This window comes from Achromobacter sp. PD1, from assembly GCF_048541815.1.
GTDB classification, from domain to species: domain Bacteria; phylum Pseudomonadota; class Gammaproteobacteria; order Burkholderiales; family Burkholderiaceae_B; genus Achromobacter; species Achromobacter bronchisepticus_A.
On record NZ_CP183349.1, the window covers coordinates 4,074,874 to 4,094,337 of the forward strand.

13 protein-coding genes and 1 tRNA gene are annotated in these 19,464 nt (G+C 67.0%); 6 read left to right on the forward strand and 8 right to left on the reverse strand.

Annotated features, from left to right (window positions below; translation table 11 throughout):
• Positions 1-264: 264 nt before the first annotated feature.
• Positions 265-340 (reverse strand) — tRNA-His (locus tag ACM1PE_RS19315).
• Positions 341-524: 184 nt separating this feature from the next.
• On the opposite strand from ACM1PE_RS19315, the gene cls reads away from it, so the two are divergent.
• Positions 525-1,982 (forward strand): cardiolipin synthase, encoded by a 1,458-nt coding sequence (gene cls, locus ACM1PE_RS19320; protein ID WP_059372791.1) that lies wholly within the window; start codon positions 525-527, stop codon positions 1,980-1,982.
• A gap of 13 nt (positions 1,983-1,995) precedes the next feature.
• On the opposite strand, the gene ACM1PE_RS19325 is transcribed toward cls, so the two are convergent.
• Positions 1,996-2,424 (reverse strand): PaaI family thioesterase, encoded by a 429-nt coding sequence (locus ACM1PE_RS19325; protein ID WP_059371872.1) that lies wholly within the window; start codon positions 2,422-2,424, stop codon positions 1,996-1,998.
• Positions 2,425-2,583: 159 nt separating this feature from the next.
• Here ACM1PE_RS19325 and ACM1PE_RS19330 point away from each other — a divergent pair, with 159 nt between their 5' ends.
• The gene (locus ACM1PE_RS19330) at positions 2,584-3,456 is read left to right on the forward strand and encodes an NAD(P)-dependent oxidoreductase (RefSeq protein ID WP_059371871.1); all 873 of its coding nucleotides are present in this window, start codon (positions 2,584-2,586) and stop codon (positions 3,454-3,456) included.
• Positions 3,457-3,539: 83 nt separating this feature from the next.
• Here the strand turns inward: ACM1PE_RS19330 and ACM1PE_RS19335 are convergent, their stop codons facing one another.
• Positions 3,540-4,802 carry an MFS transporter gene (locus ACM1PE_RS19335; RefSeq protein ID WP_419340700.1) on the reverse strand — a complete coding sequence of 421 codons (1,263 nt, stop codon included), beginning with the start codon at positions 4,800-4,802 and terminating at the stop codon, positions 3,540-3,542.
• Positions 4,803-5,073: 271 nt separating this feature from the next.
• Here ACM1PE_RS19335 and ACM1PE_RS19340 point away from each other — a divergent pair, with 271 nt between their 5' ends.
• Positions 5,074-5,958: a DMT family transporter gene (locus tag ACM1PE_RS19340; RefSeq protein WP_118933215.1), complete on the forward strand. Its 885-nt coding sequence runs from the start codon at positions 5,074-5,076 to the stop codon at positions 5,956-5,958.
• Here ACM1PE_RS19340 and ACM1PE_RS19345 read toward each other — a convergent pair.
• Together ACM1PE_RS19345 and ACM1PE_RS19350 are read right to left on the reverse strand one after the other, a co-directional pair.
• A complete protein-coding gene (locus tag ACM1PE_RS19345) occupies positions 5,955-6,443 on the reverse strand; it encodes a cupin domain-containing protein (protein ID WP_118933216.1) in 489 nt (162 codons plus the stop codon). The genes ACM1PE_RS19340 and ACM1PE_RS19345 overlap by 4 nt on opposite strands.
• 52 nt (positions 6,444-6,495) lie before the next feature.
• Entirely contained in the window at positions 6,496-7,152 is a 657-nt protein-coding gene (locus ACM1PE_RS19350) for a GntR family transcriptional regulator (RefSeq protein ID WP_059371867.1), read from the reverse strand.
• 176 nt (positions 7,153-7,328) lie between these two features.
• Between ACM1PE_RS19350 and ACM1PE_RS19355 the strand changes: the two genes are divergently transcribed.
• The 3 genes from ACM1PE_RS19355 (at position 7,329) to ACM1PE_RS19365 (ending at position 13,769) form a co-directional block, all read left to right on the forward strand.
• A complete protein-coding gene (locus ACM1PE_RS19355) occupies positions 7,329-8,303 on the forward strand; it encodes a Bug family tripartite tricarboxylate transporter substrate binding protein (RefSeq protein WP_419340701.1) in 975 nt (324 codons plus the stop codon).
• A gap of 25 nt (positions 8,304-8,328) precedes the next feature.
• Complete coding sequence (ggt, locus tag ACM1PE_RS19360) at positions 8,329-9,924, forward strand: gamma-glutamyltransferase (protein ID WP_419340702.1); 1,596 nt, start codon at positions 8,329-8,331, stop codon at positions 9,922-9,924.
• A 437-nt stretch (positions 9,925-10,361) separates the two neighbouring features.
• Entirely contained in the window at positions 10,362-13,769 is a 3,408-nt protein-coding gene (locus tag ACM1PE_RS19365; protein WP_419340703.1) for an autotransporter outer membrane beta-barrel domain-containing protein, read from the forward strand.
• On the opposite strand, the gene ACM1PE_RS19370 is transcribed toward ACM1PE_RS19365, so the two are convergent.
• Genes ACM1PE_RS19370 through ACM1PE_RS19380 form a run of 3 tightly spaced genes read right to left on the reverse strand, consistent with a single transcriptional unit; the run spans position 13,757 to position 19,455 of the window.
• Entirely contained in the window at positions 13,757-15,247 is a 1,491-nt protein-coding gene (locus ACM1PE_RS19370) for an ArnT family glycosyltransferase (RefSeq protein ID WP_419340704.1), read from the reverse strand. The genes ACM1PE_RS19365 and ACM1PE_RS19370 overlap by 13 nt on opposite strands.
• Positions 15,238-16,263 carry a glycosyltransferase family 2 protein gene (locus tag ACM1PE_RS19375; RefSeq protein WP_419340705.1) on the reverse strand — a complete coding sequence of 342 codons (1,026 nt, stop codon included), beginning with the start codon at positions 16,261-16,263 and terminating at the stop codon, positions 15,238-15,240. Before ACM1PE_RS19375 ends, ACM1PE_RS19370 begins: the two co-directional genes overlap by 10 nt.
• Before the next feature lie 21 nt (positions 16,264-16,284).
• Positions 16,285-19,455 (reverse strand): CusA/CzcA family heavy metal efflux RND transporter, encoded by a 3,171-nt coding sequence (locus tag ACM1PE_RS19380; RefSeq protein ID WP_419340706.1) that lies wholly within the window; start codon positions 19,453-19,455, stop codon positions 16,285-16,287.
• Positions 19,456-19,464: the final 9 nt, after the last annotated feature.

Below are 19,464 nucleotides of genomic sequence, written 5' to 3' on the forward strand. Positions count from 1 at the left end.
CAAGGCGCCGGTACGCGCGCATGGGGAAATCGCCCTACTGGCAATCGCGTTCCAATTCGGCATTGAACACGGCTATGCCATAGCGAATCTGGACCGCAAAGCGCGAGACGGAAAGTCGGCAAGCCCCGAATCAATGATCGTCTTCATCAACCGGGACGGACAGTCCTACACCGCGCCCTGCCGCCACCCCGAGTTCTTGCCCCCAAAGAGTAGGCGGCACAAAAGAAAATAGCCGCTTTAAGCGGCTATTTTCCAAGGAAATTTTGGGGTGGCTGATGGGGCTCGAACCCACGACAACCGGAATCACAATCCGGGACTCTACCAACTGAGCTACAGCCACCTCTGATACTGCTTTTCTTCTTTGCCGTGCTGCTTTCGAAAGCTGCTCAACAACGAAGAGGCCGAATTCTAGCACGTTTTTTTAATCCGTGTGAAACCAGCCCCGCCGCCCCTCTTGCCAGCGCGGGCCACCTTGCTATCCTTCGCCATTGATCATCTACGGAGGCCGCGCTTACGCCATCGCCATGGACCGCATACACGCAATCTTGATCGATTATTGGCCCCATCTGGTATTTGCCATCAGCATCGTGGCCGGGACGGGCGCGGCGGTGCATGCCGCGATGACCAAACAGGACGTGCGGGCGGCCATAGGCTGGGTGGGGGTGGCGCTGTTTTCGCCGCTGTTCGGCGCGCTGTTCTATTTTGTGGCGGGCATCAACCGGATCCGCAAGACGCGGCTGTCGCAGCAACGCGACGAGGCGATGGTGGTGGATGCGGAGCAGGTCGAGACCGCGCCGGTGGATGTGGCGCCGATCTCGGGCCAGCAGTTCGCGTCGCTGAAGGTGCTGGGCGACCGCGTCAGCCGTTTCCGCCTGCTGGGCGGCAACGCGGTGCGGCCGCTGGCGGGTGGCGACGAGGCCTATCCGGCGATGCTGCAGGCGATCCGCGAAGCGCGCCACGCGGTGGCGATGCAGAGTTATATCTTCGACAACGACGCGATCGGGCGGGAGATGGCGCAGGCGCTGATCGAGGCGCGCGAGCGCGGGGTCGAGGTGCGGGTGCTGATCGACGCCATCGGCTCCAAGTACTCGCGCCCGCCCATCGTGCGCATGCTGTCGCGCGGCGGGGTGCCGGTGGCGCGCTTCATGACCAATCCGCTGGGCGTGCTGCGCATGCCCTATGCCAATCTGCGCAGCCACCGCAAGGTGCTGGTGGTGGATGGACGCCTGGGCTTTACCGGCGGCATGAACGTGCGCGCGGCCTTCGTCAGCGCGTTGGCAGGCGACGACACCAACCGCGATACGCACTTCCGGGTGGAAGGACCGATCGTGACGCAGCTGATGTCGGTGTTTGCGCACGATTGGAACTTCACGACGCACGAATCGCTGCCGGCCAGGCCCTGGTTCGACCCCGAGGCCTTGCCCCCCACGGGCGACGTGCCGATGCGCTGCGTGCCGTCCGGCCCGGACCGCGCGCTGGGCAGTACGCACAATATGCTGCTGGGCGCGCTGGCGGTGGCGCAGCGCCATGTGCGCATCCAGTCGCCCTATTTCCTGCCCGACCAGACGCTGATCGGCGCGCTGGCCACGGCCGCGCGGCGCGGCGTGGTGGTGGACATCGTGATTCCGGGCAAGAACAACCTGCGGCTGGTGGACTACGCGATGACGGCCCAGCTGGACCAGGTGGTGCGCACGGGCTGCCGGGTCTGGCGCTCGCATGGCGCGTTCGACCACTCCAAGCTGATGACGGTGGACGACGCCTGGGCCTATGTGGGTTCGTCCAACCTGGATCCGCGCAGCCTGCGGCTGAACTTCGAGCTGGACACCGAGATCTACGATCCCGGCGTGGCGCGCTGGATCGGCGCGCGGGTCGACGGCCTGATCGCGCAGGGCCAGCGCGAGACGCTGGAGAACCTGCTGCGCGCGCCGTTCGCCAAGCGCCTGCGCAACAAGGTGATCTGGCTGGCTACGCCTTACTTGTAGCCCCCAAAGAAGCTCAACCGTCGGAAGCCGGCGCGGGCGCGGCGCGCACCGCGAAGACCGCGTTGGCCTTGAGCATGACGCGGCCTTCGACCTGCAGCAGGCAGGTGGCGTAGATCAGCCGGCGGCCTTGCTTGTCGATGCGGACATGGGCTTCGAGCCAATCCCCGGGCTTGACCGGGTTCAAATATTCCACCGACATCTGCACCGTGACCACCGAGGCCTGCGCCTGCTCGGCGATGGTGTGGCCCAGCGCGCTGTCGGCCAGCGTGGCCAGCAGGCCGCCATGGGCGATGGCGTGCATGTTGGTGTGCGCCTGCCCTACGCGCAGCGCCAGGACGCAATCGGCGTCGCGCTTGTAGAGCGCGCCGAGCTCCGCCAAGTGCTCCATGAAGGGGCTGCTGGGGCGCCATGGCGCGAAACCGGAAGGAATGGAGTCTGTCATGCTCAAGCCTGGTTTTTTCACGCGGAATACCTCAAGTATCGCAAAGAAGACCGCGGCCGGCACCGCTACCCGCAAACCTGTGATCGCGGCGCGGACGATCCGCAAGTCAGAGTAAGATTTACGCCATAACAAACCCCTACATGGCAGGAGCAGTGGAAGATGGCGAAAGTCGGCATGGTTGGTATCGGCCTCATGGGCCATGGCATTGCAAGCAATCTGGTCAAGCATGGTCATGCGCTGACCGTGCTGGAACATCCGGGCAACCAGCCCCTGGACGCGTTGAAGGCAGCGGGCGCGACCAGCGTGACCGATGGCGCCACGCTGGCGGCCCAGTCTGACGTGATCATCCTCTGCGTTACCGGCAGCCCGCAGGTCGAAGCCGTGTTGCTGTCCGAAGGCGGCGTGCTGGCGGGCCTGCGTCCGGGCACGGTCATCATCGATTGCTCGACGGCGATCCCCTCTTCCACCGTCAAGGTGGCGCAGGCCGTGACGGAATCCGGCGGCCGCTTCCTCGATGCGCCGATGACGCGCACCCCCAAGGAAGCCGCCGAAGGCCGGCTCAACCTGCTGGTGGGCGGCGACGCCGCGCTGTTCGAGGAATGCAAGCCGCTGCTGGCCTGCTTCGCCGAAAACATCACGCACGCCGGCCCCATCGGCGCCGGCCATCGCATGAAGCTGCTGCACAACTACGTGTCGCTGGGCGTGGTCGCGCTGCTGTCGGAGGCCGCGGCCTGCGCGCTGCGCGCGGATATTGACCCGGCGGTGTTTGCCGAAGTGTTGGCCAAGGGCGGCGGCGGCGGCGTGGCGCTGGAACGCATCAAGCCCTACCTGCTGGAGCAGGACCCGTCCTCGCTGCGGTTCTTCATGTCGAATGCGCAGAAGGATCTTTCCTACTACAACACCATGGCCGCGGAAACGGGCGCGGTGCGGGAAATCGGCGCGGCCGTGCAGCACACGTTCGATCAGGCCGTCACGCAAGGCGGCGGCGACCGCTACGTGCCGGAACTGGTGTCCTTGCTGAAGGACCGCTAGGACGGCCTCAGAGGCCATCGCGTCCGGCGTCACGGACGCGATGGCAGACGCTGCGGGCAGCATCGGCCTGCAGTCCGCGGGGCTCAACGCCCCGCCACCGCCACCCCGCGCGGCAAGCCCCGCGCCGGCAGGCGCAGGGAAATCAAGGCGGCCGCCAGCAGCAGCGTCCCCGACGAGCCAAAGGCCACCCAATGCGTGCCGAAGGTTTCGTAGGCCCAGCCGCCCAGCCATGAGCTGATCATGCCGCCGACCTGATGGCCCAGGTAGACCAGCCCGTAGAGCACGCCCACCAGCCGCACGCCGTAGACGTCCGCAAGAATGGCCGACGACAAGGCGATGCTGCCGGCCCACGCGATGCCGCCCAGGGTAGCCGCGGCGTACAGCTCCCAATGCGCCCCCACCATGACCAGCGCGAAGAAACCCAGCCCGCGCACCAGGTAGATCGCGGCCAGGATGGCGCGCCGTTCGACCTGGTCGGACATGCGCCCCAGGACCAGGGTGCTGAAGATGGCGACCAGGCCGATCAGGCCTATGCCCAGCGAACTGGTGGTGGCGTCAAAGCCATGGTCCATCAGCATGGGCACGCCATGCGTGCCCAGAAGGTTCATGCTGAAACCACAGGCGAACAGGCCCAGCGCCACCTGCCAGAACGGCAGCGAGTTCAGCGCCGCGCGCACATTGGGCGCCGGCTGCTTCGCCGCGGTTTTGGCCCGCCCGGCCTTGTCGATGATCTGGTGCGGTAGCAGATCGGTGTGCTCGGGCGCTTCATCGCGCATGACGAAGAGCGCCATCGGCACGGTCAGCAGCGCGAACAGCGCGGCGAAGCCCAGCAGGGTTTCCCGCCAGCCCACGGCGGAGATCGCAAAGGTCAGTGTCGGCGTCATCAGAGCGATGCCGGCCATGGAACCGGTGGACAGGAAGAACAGCGCCATGCCGCGCTGGCGCGTGAACCAGCGGCTGATCACCGGCGTCAACGCCACCGGGCTGGTGAAGCCCAGGCCGATGGACAGCGCCACGCCGAAGGACAGCAGGAACTCGATGGGCCCGCGCGCGTAGACCGTCCAGATGATCGACAACACGACGATGGCGGTGCCGGTAAGCAGCACGAAGCGGGTGCCGCGCGTTCCGACCAGATACCCCGCCAGCGGCATGGCCAGCCCGTAGCAGAGCATGCCGAGCGCGACGATGCTGGAGAGCGTGCTGCGCGTAAAGCCCAGGGTGTCCGCGATGGGCAGGAAGAACGGCCCAACCCCCATGCGCAGGCCGACCGTCAACAGGGTGAGTACCGTAGCGGCGCCTACGATGTTCCAGCCGAAATACCAGCCGCCCGACTCTTGCTTCTCCACTTGCGCTTCTCCTCGATATCTTCTTGTGGCCGCTATGCGCGCCCAGATTCGCCGTCGCCGCCCAAAAGGCGCGGCGGGAGCGAGAAGAACGAGGCGTGTACCGGCTTGTCGTTACCAGCGGCCTGACGACGCCGGACGCGTCATATTACTCCTGGCTATATGCCTGCTCCGCCCGGAATCCCGGAATCTGTTCGGTGAGCGGTCACCGAAGCGCTGTATAGTGCTCGCCATTTCGTAGCGCCCGAAGCAGACCGTGAAGTCCAAGACCTCGATGTTCGCCCTGTCCCGCCAGGAAATCGCGCTGGTGCTGGTCACCATGCTGTGGGGCAGCACCTTCCTCATCATCCACATCGCCATGCAGCACAGCGGACCGCTGTTCTTCGTGGGCGTGCGTTTCACGATCGCCGGCCTGATGGCGCTGCTGATGTTCCGCAAGCACATGGCCGCCATCACCCGCCAGGAGGTAGGCGCCGGCATCGCCATCGGCTGCGCCCTGTTCCTGGGCTATTTCCTGCAGACCTACGGCTTGCAGACCATTACCAGCAGCCAGTCCGCCTTCATCACGGCGATGTACGTACCCATCGTGCCGCTGCTGCAATGGGCCGTGCTGAAGAAGCCGCCGGGCCTGATGAGCTGGGTGGGCGTGGCGCTGGCATTCGCGGGCCTGATCCTGCTGGCGGGTCCGCAAGCGGGCGCGCTGAATTTCAGCGTGGGCGAAGCGGCGACGCTGGCCGGGGCCGCGGCGATCGCCGCGGAGATCATCCTGATCGGCCACTATGCCAAGAAGGTCGACAGCCGCCGCGTCACCTTCGTGCAGCTCTTGACGGCCGGCCTGGTGTCGTTCGCACTGATGCCGGCGATGGGCGAGGCTGTGCCGGAATTCTCGTGGCTGTGGGCGGGCGCGGCGATCGGCCTGGGACTGGCCAGCGCCATCATCCAGCTGACCATGAACTGGGCGCAAAAATCCGTATCGCCCACCCGGGCCACCGTGATCTATGCGGGCGAGCCCGTGTGGGGCGGCATAGTCGGACGCCTGGCCGGCGACCGGCTGCCGGCGCTGGCGCTGGTGGGCGCCGGCCTGATCGTGGCGGGCGTGCTGGCGAGCGAGGCCAAGTTCACCCGCAGGAAAAAGCCGCAAGCGCAGGGCGCCGATTAGCGGGCCAGGCGCGCGATCAGGCCTGCCTGCGCGGGGTGCAGCCGTTGCAGTTCGGCGGCGTCGGCCAGCTCGAACTCGCTGAACTCGAAGCCCGGCGCCACCGTGCAGCCGGCCAGCGCATAGCTGGCCTGGTCGGCGAGCTCTGCCGCGAACCAACTGCCAGCCGGCACGACCGCCTGGAATGCGGCATCAGGATCCTTCAGCGCGTCGCCCAGCCGCAAGCAGCGGTAGGCGCCATCCGGCGTCAGCACATGGACAAGCAGCGCGTCGCCCGCATGGAAATGCCAGAGTTCGTCGGATCGGATGCGATGCCAGGTCGACCAGGCGCCGTCGCACAACAGGTAGTAAATGGCGGTGCTGGCCGAGCGGCGCGCGCCGTCGCCGCGCGTCACGGCATCGGCGGCGCGATAGGTTTCGCGGTAGTAGCCGCCTTCGGGGTGCGGCAACAGGTCCAGGCGGCGGATGAGGTCGGCGGATGCGGTCATGGCGGGACGGGCGCGTGGAGGATGGCGCCAGTCTAGAGCAAAGCCGCGCGTCCTAGGCCGCCTGTTCCAGAAACGCCTGCAGGGCCGGCACGGTATTCAGCACATGCTGGCGCATGGCCGCTTCGCAGCGCGCCGGGTCGCGCGTCTGCAGCGCGGCGATCAGTTCCTGGTGCGATTCGCGCACGCGCAGGACGCGGCCGGGCTGGGCTACCCACAGGCGCATGTAGGGTTCGACGACGGAATGCAGCTCCGAGATCTGGCGCAGCAGGCGCGGCTGCTGGCAGAAGCTGCACAGGTATTCGTGGAATTCGCGGTGCGCGGTGATCCAGTCCAGATGTTCGCCCGGCCCCTGCTCCAGCTGTTCCAGCAGCAGCGACAGGCGGCGGATGTGTTCGGCGCCCATGTGCTGCACCGCGTTGCGCATGGCCAGGCCTTCCAGTACGGAACGCATTTCGAACACTTCCAGCATTTCCTGCTGGTTCAAGCCGCGCACCACCGCGCCGCGGTTGGCGCGGATCTCGACCAACCCCTCGGAAGCCAGCCGGCGCAGCGCGCCGCGTACCGGCATGCGGCTGGTGCCGATTTCGGCCGCGACCACCTCGGGCACCAGGCGCTGGCCGGGCGCATAGCGGCCCAGGCGGATTTCGCGCTGCAGGTGCAGGTAGGCCTCGTCTTCGGCGCTGATGGCTGTCTTCTGGAATTGCAGCATTGGAGTCCCGGGGGGCTAGGGCCGATGGATAGGCCCACGAAAGCCGCCATGATAGATAACCGCAAAAATAACACAAATTGGATCCAGTGATCCATGGATGCAAATACTAATAGCCCCGCACCGCCCGCTTGCGTCTAATCCCTGCACGCACTCCATAACGCGATCAAGGGGAATTCATGAAGTTTCGTTTCATCCGGGCGCTGGCAGGCGCCGCCGCCGTGGCCTTTGCCGCCCAAGCGAGCGCCCAGGCAACCGACTGGCCGCAGCATCCGGTGCGCATCGTCGTGCCGTTCCAGGCCGGTTCCGCCACCGATCTGATTTCGCGCCAGCTGGGCGCCGCGCTGTCGACGGAACTGGGCCAGCCCTTTGTCGTCGAGGCCCGTCCGGGCGCCGCCGCGGCCATCGGCAGCGCCTCGGTGGCACGCTCGGCCCCCGACGGCTACACGCTGCTGATGGGCGGCCCTGCCGCCATCGTCACCAACCGCTTTCTGCAAAAACGCCTGGCCTACGACCCCGACGCCTTCGCGCTGGTGTCGATGGTGGCGTACACCCCCAACATCCTCCTGGCCAACCCGTCGCAGCCGTTCAAGACCCTGCCGGAAATGGTGGCCTACGCCCGCGCCAACCCGGGCAAGCTGACCTACGCCTCGTTCGGCACCGGCACGACCTCCCACATGGCGGGCGAAATGCTCAAATCCGTGGCCGGCATCGACATCCTGCACGTGCCGTACAAGGGCGCGGGCGAAGCCATCCCCGCCCTGCTCAGCGGTCAGGTCTCGATGTACTTCGACACCATCATGACGGGCCTGCCCCAGGCCAAGAGCGGCGCGCTGCTGGCGCTGGGCATGTCCAATGCCAAGCGCTCGGCGCTGGCGCCCGAGATCCCCACGATTGCGGAACAGGGCTACGCCGGCTACGACATCGCGCCGTGGTACGGTCTGGTCGCCCCCGAAGGCACGCCCGCCCCGGTGCTCGACAAGCTCAACCGCGCCGTCAACAAAGTACTTGCCGATCCGGCGCTGCGCAGTAAGCTCGCGGAAGCCGGCGCAGAGCCCCGCGGCGGCAGCCGCGAGGAATTCGCCGCCTTCATCAAGGCCGAAATCCCGCGCACCAAGCAGCTGATCGATCAGGCCGGCATCACGCCGCAGTAATTTTCACTACGAGTTTCCCGTTTCCATGTCCTTACCCTTCGATTGGTCTTTCCCCTACGCCTCCCGGAAGATGCCGGTCCTGGCCACCAACGCGGTCGCCACCAGCCAGCCGCTGGCGGCCCAAGCCGGGCTGCGCATGCTGCTGGCCGGCGGCAACGCCGTGGACAGCGCCATCGCCACCGCCATCGCGCTGACGGTGGTCGAACCCGTCATGAACGGCATCGGCGGCGACATGTTCGCGCTGGTCTGGCATGACGGCCAGCTGCACGGCCTGAACTCCAGCGGCTGCGCGCCCGCCGCGTGGACGCCGGAGTACTTCGCCGGCCGCGACGCCATGCCCGGCACCGGCTGGGGCACGGTGACCGTGCCGGGCCAGGTCGCGGGCTGGAAGGCGCTGTCGGAACGGTTCGGCAAGCTGCCCTTCGCGCAGCTGTTCGAACCCGCCATCGCCTATGCCGAGGAAGGGTTCGCGGTATCGCCCACCATCGCCCGCCAATGGGCCACGCAGGCGCCCAAGCTGGCGCAGGAGCCGGGCTTTGCCGCCGCCTTCCTGCCAGAGGGCCGTGCACCCCAGGCCGGCGAATGGTGGCGCTTTCCCGCGCAAGGCAAGACGCTGCGCGCCATCGCCGAAAGCGGCGGCGATAGCTTCTACCGTGGCGAGCTCGCCCGCAAGATCGCCGACTTCGCCCGTCAGACCGGCGGCGCGCTCAGCGCCGAGGATCTTGCCGAGCACCGCCCCGAATGGGTCACGCCGATCTCGCAATCGTTCCGCGGCTACGAACTGCACGAGATCCCGCCCAGCGGCCAGGGCATCTCGGCGCTGATGGCGCTGGGCATGCTGGAACAGTTCGACCTGGAAAGCATGGGCCGCGACAGCGCGGACTACTACCACGTCAGCATCGAAGCGATGAAGCTGGCGTTCGCGGACCTGCACCACCACGTCGCCGATCCGCGCCACATGCGCACCAGCGCCGCCGCCCTGCTGGACCGCAGCTACCTGGCCGAGCGCGCGCGCCAGATTTCCATGGACCGCGCCAGCGTGCCGGTCGCGGGCACGCCCGCCACCGGCGGCACCGTTTACCTGACGGCGGCCGACGCCAGCGGCACCATGGTGTCCTTCATCCAGTCCAACTACCACGGCTTCGGTTCCGGCGTGGTGGTGCCCGACACCGGCATCAGCCTGCACAACCGCGGCCTGAACTTCGTGTTGACGCCCGGCCACGCCAATCAGGTCGCGCCGCGCAAGAAGCCGATGCACACCATCATTCCGGCATTCGTCACGCGCGGCGGCCAGCCGCTGATGTCCTTCGGCGTGATGGGCGGATCGATGCAGGCCCAGGGCCATCTGCAGATGGTCACGCGCCTGGCGGCGTTCGGCCAGAACCCGCAGGCCATGAGCGACGCGCCGCGCTTCCGCGTGGAAAAAGGCCCGGTGGTCAACGTGGAATCGCACCTGCCGGCGGACGTGGTCGACGCGCTGCGCGCGCGCGGCCACAACGTCGCGGTGGCGCCTGCCGACAGCCTGGAATTTGGTTCGGCGCAACTGATCTGCCGCCTGCCGCAAGGCGGCTACGTGGCCGCGTCGGATTCGCGCCGCGACGGCCAGGCCGTGGGCTTCTGACCCGCTCCGGCCAGGCGCCACGCCTGGCCGGATTCGACGCTTCAAGCATCGCCGCCGCTTCGGGCGGCGATGCGCTTTTGGCCGCCAGGAACACGTCGGACGACGCCATGTTCAGGCCCGCTACGCGCGTTGCGGCAGCATCAACGCATACTGCCCTACGGCGGAACAAGCGCAGCCGCTGCTGCAAATCGCACCTGACGCACCAACGCGGCTTCTTCAGCCATGATCCAGCACTGTGCCGAAAACGCCAGCGTGATTGCCGAGGCTTGCACGCCCTAGGCCTTTCGAGAAAATTCTCATTCTTTTGCACCTCCCCACCAACCAAGATTGCGGGATCCACAGCAACGCGCCAGCCTCCTCGGCAAACGCCGGTACAACGCCAAGCCCGCGAAGGCGGCATGTATCGGACGCCTCGGCTGCAAGCACGCGAGATCCCCATGAAATTCCGCGTTACCCCACTCGTGGCAAGCCTGCTCACCGCTACGCTGCCCGCCCTCCCAGGAATCAGCCGGGCCGCGGAGCACAGCCAGATCAGGCTGCATGATCCGGACGGCAAGGGCCATATCATTCTGGCGCCCGGCAGTCTCATCCCCCATGCCGGCAACGATCCGGCCATCGATGTCTCCGGCGCGGGCAACATCGTCGAAGGCGACCAGGTCACGATCAGCGCCGAGCCGGCCTCACAATCCGCCAGCGTGCGGGCCAGCGCGGGCGGTCGCGTGACGCTCACAAACAGCACGGTCACGGCCAGGAACAACCCACAGGGGCAAGGCTCCCACGCACTGCATGCCCAGGGAACGGGCAGCATCATCAATGCCAGCGACACCAACCTGTCCTTGAACGCCAGCTACTCTCATGGCGCCTACGCGCAGGATGGCGGCAAGATCGTGCTGAGGGTCGGGACCGTTTCGACCGGGGGCGGCAACGCCTCTGCCCTGCATGCCAACGGGCCGGGCAGCACGATCGAGGCAGGCAGGCTGACAATCGCCACCAGCGGCGATCTCGCTTCCGGAGCCGTGGCGGAACGAGGCGGCTCCATCACGCTGGTGAACACCCAGATCAAGGCCACGGGGGATACCGCCCACGGTGTGCAAACGCGGGAACGCGACGGGTTTGTTTCGGTGCGCGACACCGACATCAGTGCGGCGAACGGCTCGGGCGCCTATCTCGAAGGAGGAAGACTCGAGATGCACGGCGGCACGCTGACCTCGGCCAAGCAGGCCGTTCGACTGACGTCGACATACCAGGGACAGGCAGCGACCGCCAGCATCCGCAACGCCAGGCTGACTACCACGGGCGACTTTCAATATGCAATCGACCTCAGAGCCCCCGGCACCGCGATAGATCTCGAAGACACGACTGTCTTGGCTACCGGTTCGGAGGGCCGCGGCATACAGCTCGTCGGTAAAAACACGGCCTTTTCCGCCAATCGCTTTGCCATCGCCGCCAGCCACGTCGGCATTGACAGCCGGGCCGGCAAAGTCACGCTAAACCAAGGAACGGTCGCAACCCGGATAGCCCACGGCCATGCCTTGTATGTCTCGCGCGAACTCGGCGACTCCGCCACCCTGGAGGCCAACGCAGTCCGGATCGAAACATCGGGCGCCGGGGCCATTGGCGCGCTGGCCCAACGGGCCGGCGCGCAAATCCATTTGCAAGATTCATCGGTGATCACCAATGGCGCAGGCGCCCAGGGCTTGGCCGCCATGGAAGGCGGCGGCAGGCTGTCCGCGCGGAACTCCACGATAACCACCACGGGCGCCAGCGCCGACGGACTGCTTCTGCGCAACGGAGGCGATGCCCTGCTGGACAACACGCAGTTCGACATCACGGGACTCGGAGCATCTGGTATGCGGAGCACGGGCTCCGATCCCGGCATGACCAACAGCGTGATTCTGAAGAACGGCTCACGCATCACCACACGAGACGGCGCCGCCCTGCGGATAGCCGGGGGCAGCCATATATTGACGCTGGAGAACGCCACGGTCACTGCAAGCGCGGGCGGCCAGGAAAACACGGGAATCCTGCTGCATTCAAGTGCGCTCCCCGTCATCGACCTGGGCGGAGGGAGTCCGACTATGGTGGAAGCCCGACAGATTCGGCTCTCCGCGGCCCGCTCGGTGCTGACGGGCGACATCATGATCAATAGCGGCGCCGCAGACGTCTCCCTGCGAGACGGGTCCGTCCTGACCGGCGCGGTCATCCAGCGCGACAAAGGCCGCGTCAACAGCCTGACGCTGGACAAATCCAGCGCCTGGCATGTGCGCAACGACTCCATGCTGCGCGCACTGAACAACGACGGGACAGTGCTGTTCGCAACGCCAGCGCAGAGCGGAGAATTCAAGACCCTGACGGTCAACAACTACTCGGGCGGCGGAACGTTGGTGCTCAAGACCCGGCTGGGCGACGACGCCTCTCCGACCGACCGTCTCGTGATCGACGGCGGCGCCGCATCGGGCGGCACGGCGCTGCGTATCCTCAACGCGGGCGGCGCGGGCGGCCAGACGCAACGGGGCATACGCGTCGTGGCGACCATCAATGGCGCCGTCACGACCCAGGACGCCTTCCGCCTGGATGCCGGCTCCAGCGGCTATCGCGCCAGCTCGGCCACCCTTGCGCTGAACGGCTATGACTACAGCCTGGTCCGTGGCGGTAACGGCGGCGCAGCCTCCGACTGGTACTTGAAATCGGACGGCGGGCCCCAGCCGCCTGTGATTCCGCCTGTGATTCCGCCTGTGGTCCCACCAGTGATTCCGCCCGTGGTCCCGCCTGATCCTCCTCCCAAGCCGCCGGTCACGCCGCCCGAGGTCGTGTTGCCGCCTCCCCCGCCCGAGGTCGTGTTGCCGCCTCCCCCGCCCGACGCCAGGAACGTGTCGCCGGAAAGCGGCGCCTATGCCGGAAATCTGCTCGCCAGCATGCAATTGTTCGCCCACGGCCTGCACGACCGGGCTTCCGACGAAGCCGGCGAACAGCAGGACACGGGGGAGCGCCGGTTGTGGACCCGGATCAGCGGCCGCCACGACAGCGGCCTGCGCATGGCTGAAGGCCGAGTCGACATCGACACCGACGCCGCGGTCCTGCAACTTGGAGCAGGCCTGCTGCGCATGCCGGCGGGCCAGGCCGCAGCCATGTACGCTGGGCTGATGGGCGGCTATGGCGACGCGCGCATCCGCTCCACCTCGTCGCTGAGACTGCCTGGCGCTCTCTCATCGATGCAGGTACGGGCCCGCGGCAAGGTTTCCGGCCATGCTGCCGGCGCATACCTCACCTACTACTCGAACGATGCCACACGCCTGGGAGCCTACGCCGACGTCTGGATGCAATATGGACGCTATTCCAACCAGATCAGCAGCGAACTCGGCACGGCACGGTATCGCTCGGACCTGTGGTCGGCCTCCCTGGAGTCGGGTTACGCGCTGATGCCCTTCCCTGCCGGCTCGCCGCTGCGCGGGCTGGTGGTGGAGCCGGCCGCGCAGCTGGTCTATGGCCGTTATCAGGCCCGCGACGCCACGCTGCAAGGCACTCTGATGCAAAACGACAAAGACAAGACCTGGAACAGCCGCGTGGGCGTGCGCCTGTATCCGCGCGCCGCGGCCGGCGCGGCAACAGCGGCGTTGCAGCCGTTTCTCGAAGCAAACTGGCGGCGCGATGGCGGCAGAGCATCCGTGCGCATGGGAGACAGCACGCTGAATGCGGCATCCGCGCGCAATGCGTTCGAATTGAAGCTGGGCGCGGAGGGCCGGCTCGGCAATGCCTTGTGGCTGTCCGGGCACATCTTTGGCAAGCTCGGCAGCGGCGATCAGCGCGGCTACGGCGGCACGCTGAGGGCGGACTATCGCTGGTAGTCTCCTGCCCTACCAGCCTCACCCTGCGCCGATCCAGCCTGGGGCTGAGCGGCGGAGCCGGCCATCAACAAGGTGTAGCGCCGGCTCGAATAGACGGGCGCCAGCGCTGCCCCCGTCTGCTCGCGCAGCCGCCGCACGTCCGATTTCTCCACCGCCAGCAACACTCTGCCGCCGCGCGGCGGCAGCAACGCGGTTACGCCGTCCAGAGACACCCGCCCAGCCGCGCCCCGCGAGTAAAAGCGCGCCGAGAACGGCAGGCTGTCGACGAAATAGAGCGTTTCGCCGGCAGTCATCAGCGCATCGGCCCGGGCAATCAGGGTTTTTTCCGTTTTCAGCCGTTCCGGATTGGCCAGCTGTAAGCCACAGAAGACGATCACCGCAATCGGCCCCAACGCCATGCAGGCCGTCGCAACGCGGGCTGGCGCCGCGGTGCGGGCGCGGCTCAGGCACGCGCCTATCGCCAAGGCCAGCGGCGGCAAGGCCGGCAGCGCGTAGGTCCACAAGATATTGCCCGACAGGGTGAAGAAGAGCGGCGTAGCCGCGCCCCAGGCCAACAGGTAGGTCCAGCGCGGCCGGCGCAGCCATCTCCCTGCCCGCCGCGCCGGCCCGCGCCAGCGGCGCGCAAGCAGCCAGACGCCGAACACGCCCCAGGGCAGCGATGCCACGATGCCGTCCAGCCAGATGGCGCCGTAGCGCCTGCTGTGCGCCGAGCCGTAAAGGTCTCCGCTCCAGCCCGGATCCACGAAGCGCAAGAAATGCTCGCCAACGATGAAGTACTGGATGAAGCCCGGCGTCTTGAGCTCCGCCGCCACGTACCAAGGCAGCACCAGCGCCGCCAACATCACGCTTCCCGCCGCCCATGGCAGGCGCCACAGGCTGGTCCGGACGTTCCGGTGCCACAGCATCCAGGGCACGATGGCACCCGCCACCAGCACTACGGCCAGTGGTCCTTTGGACAACAGGCCGATCGCCAGCCCCAAAAAGAAGCCGTAGCGCCATCGCCCCGCCCCTGCCCCGCGCGACAGGATGAATGACGCCATGCTCAGCGTGACGCCCAGGGCCAGGAACGGATCGGTCAGCACCGCCCCGGCCGCGACCAGGGGCAGGAACATGGAAGCATAGGCCAGCACGGCCCAGCGGGCCGCCTGCACCGAGTACAGGCGGCGGCCCAGCGCATAAAGAATGGCGAGCGTCGCCGCCGTGGCCAGCAGCGATGGGAATCTGATGCTGAATTCGCTCAGCCCCAGCAGCCGGATCGACAGCGCCTCGGCCCAGAATCCCAGCGGGGGCTTGCCCCAGAACGGCACGCCCGGCGCGAACCAGGGCGTGATCCAGTCGCCCGTTTCCGCCATCAGCCTGGCGATCTCCGCATAGCGCGGCTCGGACGTGTCGGCGAATGGCACCAAGACCATCGCCAAGAGGCGCACGCCCAGTATCGCCGCCAGGGCGGCGGCCATGGTCCGGGCGCTCAGTTGCACGCGGCATCCTCCCCATGGCCGCATGCCGCGCTATCCGCGGGTCCGCTGTGCTGCACGTCGCGCACCAGATAGACCGGCCGCTGCTTGCTTTCCATATAGGTCTTGCCCACGTATTCACCCAACAGGCCGATGGTGATGAGCTGCACGCCGCCCATGAAGGTCATCATCGCCATCAGCGAGGGATAGCCTGCGACGTCATCGCCGAACATCAAGGTCTTGAAGATGATGGCGGCGCCGAACACTGCGCCGCCCAAGGCGGCGACCGCGCCGAGTCCCGTCGCCCAGCGCAGGGGCGCGGTGGAAAACGAGGTGATGCCTTCCATGGCCAGGCGGAACAGCGCCAGGTAGCTCCATTTGGTGGTGCCGGCGGCGCGGGGCTCGCGGTCGTAGTCGACGATGCGCGTCGGCATGCCCACCCAGGCGTACAGGCCCTTCATGTAGCGGCAACGTTCGGGCAGCTGCATCAGCGCCGTCACAGCACGCCGGCTCATCAGCCGGAAGTCGCCGGTATCGGGCGGGATCGCGGCCTTGCTCAGCCGGCTCAACAAGCGGTAATAGGCGTAGGCGGAAAGCCGCTTCAGCACGCTTTCCCCCGCGCGGCTGCGGCGCCGCATGCTGACGACGTCGGCGCCCTCTTTCCAGGCGCGGACCATGGCGGGGATGGCCTCGGGCGGATCCTGCAGATCCGCGTCCAGCAGGATGACGGCGGCCCCGGACGCATGTTCGATCCCCGCCGTCATCGCGGCCTCCTTGCCGAAGTTCCGGCTCAGCCTGACCAGCTTGATGCCGCGTTCCTCGCGCAGCAGCGTCTGCAGGTATTCGGCGCTGCCGTCGCTGCTGCCGTCATCCACGAACACGATCTCGTAGGACAGCCCCAGCGTATTCAATACCCGCCGCAGGCGCTCGTGGCAGGCGGGCAGCACCTCCCTCTCGTTTAGGAACGGAATGATGACGGACAACTGTATCGGGCTGACCGCGCCCAACACAGCGATATCGATATCGGGTCTGGCATTCATCGGATCGGCTCCGTAGGGGACCTACTCCCGGGCCAAGGCCGGTTTCGACAGTTCAAGTTCGTCGGCGTCGTCGTTCCTGTGCGCCAGGCGGTAAAGGGCCGGCAGGACCAGCAGCGTGAGAATGGTGGAAGAAATGATGCCGCCGATCACCACGGTGGCCAGCGGGCGCTGGACCTCGGCGCCCGTGCCGGTGGCGATCGCCATCGGCACGAAGCCCAGCGAGGCCACCAGCGCCGTCATCAGCACCGGACGCAGCCGCGTCAGCGCCCCGATCCGCACGGCCTCGGCCACGGACTTGCCCTCTACGCGCAGGCCGCTGATGAACGACAGCATCACCAGGCCGTTCAGCACCGCCACCCCGCACAGCGCGATGAAGCCCACCGCCGCGGTGATGGACAGGGGGATGCCGCGCATCCACAAGGCGATCACGCCGCCCGTCAGCGCGAAGGGGATGCCGGTGAACACCAGCAGCCCGTCCTTGACGTTGCCGAACATCGCGAACAACAGCGCGAACACCAGCACCAGCGCCGCCGGCACCACGATCTGCAGGCGCTTGGCAGCGGATTGCAGCTGCTCGAAGGTGCCGCCCCAGGAGGTCCAGTAGCCCGCGGGCACCTGCACCTTTTGCCCGATGGCGGCAGTGGCCTCGGACACGAACGAGCCCAGGTCGCGGCCGCGCACGTTGGCGCTGACCACGATGCGGCGCTTGCCGTCCTCGCGCGAGATCTGGTTGGGGCCCGGCGCCAGGTCGAAGGTGGCGACCTCGCTCAGAGGGATGTAGGCGGCCTGCGCCTGCCCGTCCTGTTTGGGCAGGGCTATGGGCAGCTTCTTCAATGCGGACAGGTTCTCGCGCACGGCCTCGGGCAGGCGCACCACGATGTCGAAGCGCCGGTCGCCCTGGAAGAAGGTTCCCGCCTCGCGGCCGCCCACGGCGATGGCCAGGGTGTCCTGCACGTCCGCCATGCTCAGCCCGTAGCGCGCGGCCCGGGCGCGGTCGATGTTGACGGTCAACATCGGCAGCCCAGTGGTCTGCTCGACCTTCACTTCCGAGGCGCCTGGTATCGTCTGCAAGACCTCGGCGATCTCCGCCGCCGTACGGTTCAGCACGTCGTTGTCATCGCCGAACACCTTGACCGCTACGTCGCTGCGCACGCCCGAGATCAGCTCATTGAAGCGTAGCTGGATGGGCTGGGAGAACTCGTAGTTGTTGCCGGGAACCTGGTCGGCTTCCTTCTGGATCGCCGCCAACAGCTCGGCGCGGGTCTTCCTGGGGCTGGGCCACTGGTCCATCGGCTTGAGCATGATGTAGCCATCGGAAATGCTGGGCGGCATGGCATCGGACGCGATCTCGGCTGTGCCGGTGCGGGCGAACACGCGCTCGATCTCCGGGAACTTCTGCTTCAACCGGGTCTCCAGCTGCTTCTGCATCTCGACGGACTGCGTCAGGCTGGTGCCGGGGATCCGCAATGCCTGGATCGCCATGTCGCCTTCGTTCAGGTTGGGAATGAACTCGCTGCCCATGCGCGCCGCCAGCACCCCGCTCAACACTACGAAGACGGTTGCTCCCGCCAGGATCAGCGGCGTACGGCGCAGCGCCACGTCGAGCAGGGGCTCGTAGCGGCGCTTGGCCCAGGCCATCAGGCGATTCTCCTTTTCAGAGACGTTGTTCCCCATGAACAGCGCCACGGCGGCGGGCACGAAGGTCACGGACAGGATCATCGCCCCCAGCAGCGCCAGCACCACGGTCAGCGCCATGGGATGGAACATGCGCCCCTCCACCCCGGTCAGGGCGAAGATCGGCAGGTACACGACCATGATGATCAACTGGCCGAACAGCAACGGCCTGCGGGCCTCGCGCGCGGCCGCGAACACCTCGTGGAAGCGTTCGCTGCGCGTGAGCGGCCTGCCATGGTGCGCCCGCGCGTGGCTCAGGCGCCGCACGCAGTTCTCCACGATGACCACTGCGCCGTCGACGATGATGCCGAAGTCCAGCGCGCCCAGGCTCATCAGATTGGCGCTGACCTTGTAGGTCACCATGCCGGTAAAGGTGAACAGCATGGACAGCGGGATGATCATCGCCGTGATCAACGCCGCGCGGATGTTCCCCAGGAACACGAACAGGATGACGATGACCAGCGCCGCGCCTTCCAGCAGGTTCTTCTTGACGGTGGCGATGGCCTTGTCGATCAGGGTGGTGCGGTCGTAGACCGTCACTGCCTGCACGCCAGCCGGCAAGGACTTGTTGATGGCCTCCAGCTTGACGGCTACCGCTTGGGACACCGAGCGGCTGTTCTCGCCCAACAGCATGAACACGGTGCCCAGCACCACTTCCTCGCCGTTGCTGGTGGCAGCCCCCGTGCGCAGCTCGCGCCCGATGGACACCTCGGCCACGTCGCGTATCCGGATCGCCTGGCCCTCCACGGAGGCCAGCACCACGTCGCGGATGTCGTCCATGGACCGGACCTGCCCGGGCGCCCGGATCAGGTACTGCTCGCCCTTGCGTTCGATGTAGCCTGCGCCGATGTTGGCGTTGTTCCTGTCCAGCGCGGCCATGATGTCGGTCAGCGCCAGTCCGTAGGAGGCCAGCTTCTCGGTGCTGGGCGCCACCTGGTATTCCTTGGCGTAGCCGCCGATGGCATTGATCTCCGTGACGCCTGGAATGTTGCGCAGCTGCGGCTTGATGATCCAATCCTGGATCTCGCGCAGGTCCGTGGGGGTGTAGGGCGAGCCATCCGGCTTCCTCGCGTCGTCCCGCGCCTCCACCGTCCACAGGTAGATCTCGCCCAGGCCCGAGGATATCGGCCCCATCATGGGCGTCACGCCCTCGGGCAGGTTCTCCTTCGCTTCCTGCAGGCGCTGGTTCACGAGTTGGCGGGCGAAATAGATGTCGGTGCCGTCCTTGAAGATGACCGTCACCTGCGACAGGCCGTAGCGCGACACCGAACGCGTCTGCTGCAGCCCCGGCAGGCCGGCCATCACCGTCTCTATCGGATAGGTGACGCGCTGTTCGGTTTCCAGCGGCGAATACCCCGGCGCGCCGGCATTGATCTGGACCTGGACGTTGGTGATGTCCGGCACCGCATCGATGGCGAGCCGGGAATAGTTGTAGACGCCGATGGCGGCCATGCCCAGGGTGACGAACAGCACCAGCCAGCGCTGCTCGATGGCGAAACGGATCAGACGTTCAAACATGTTCCGCTC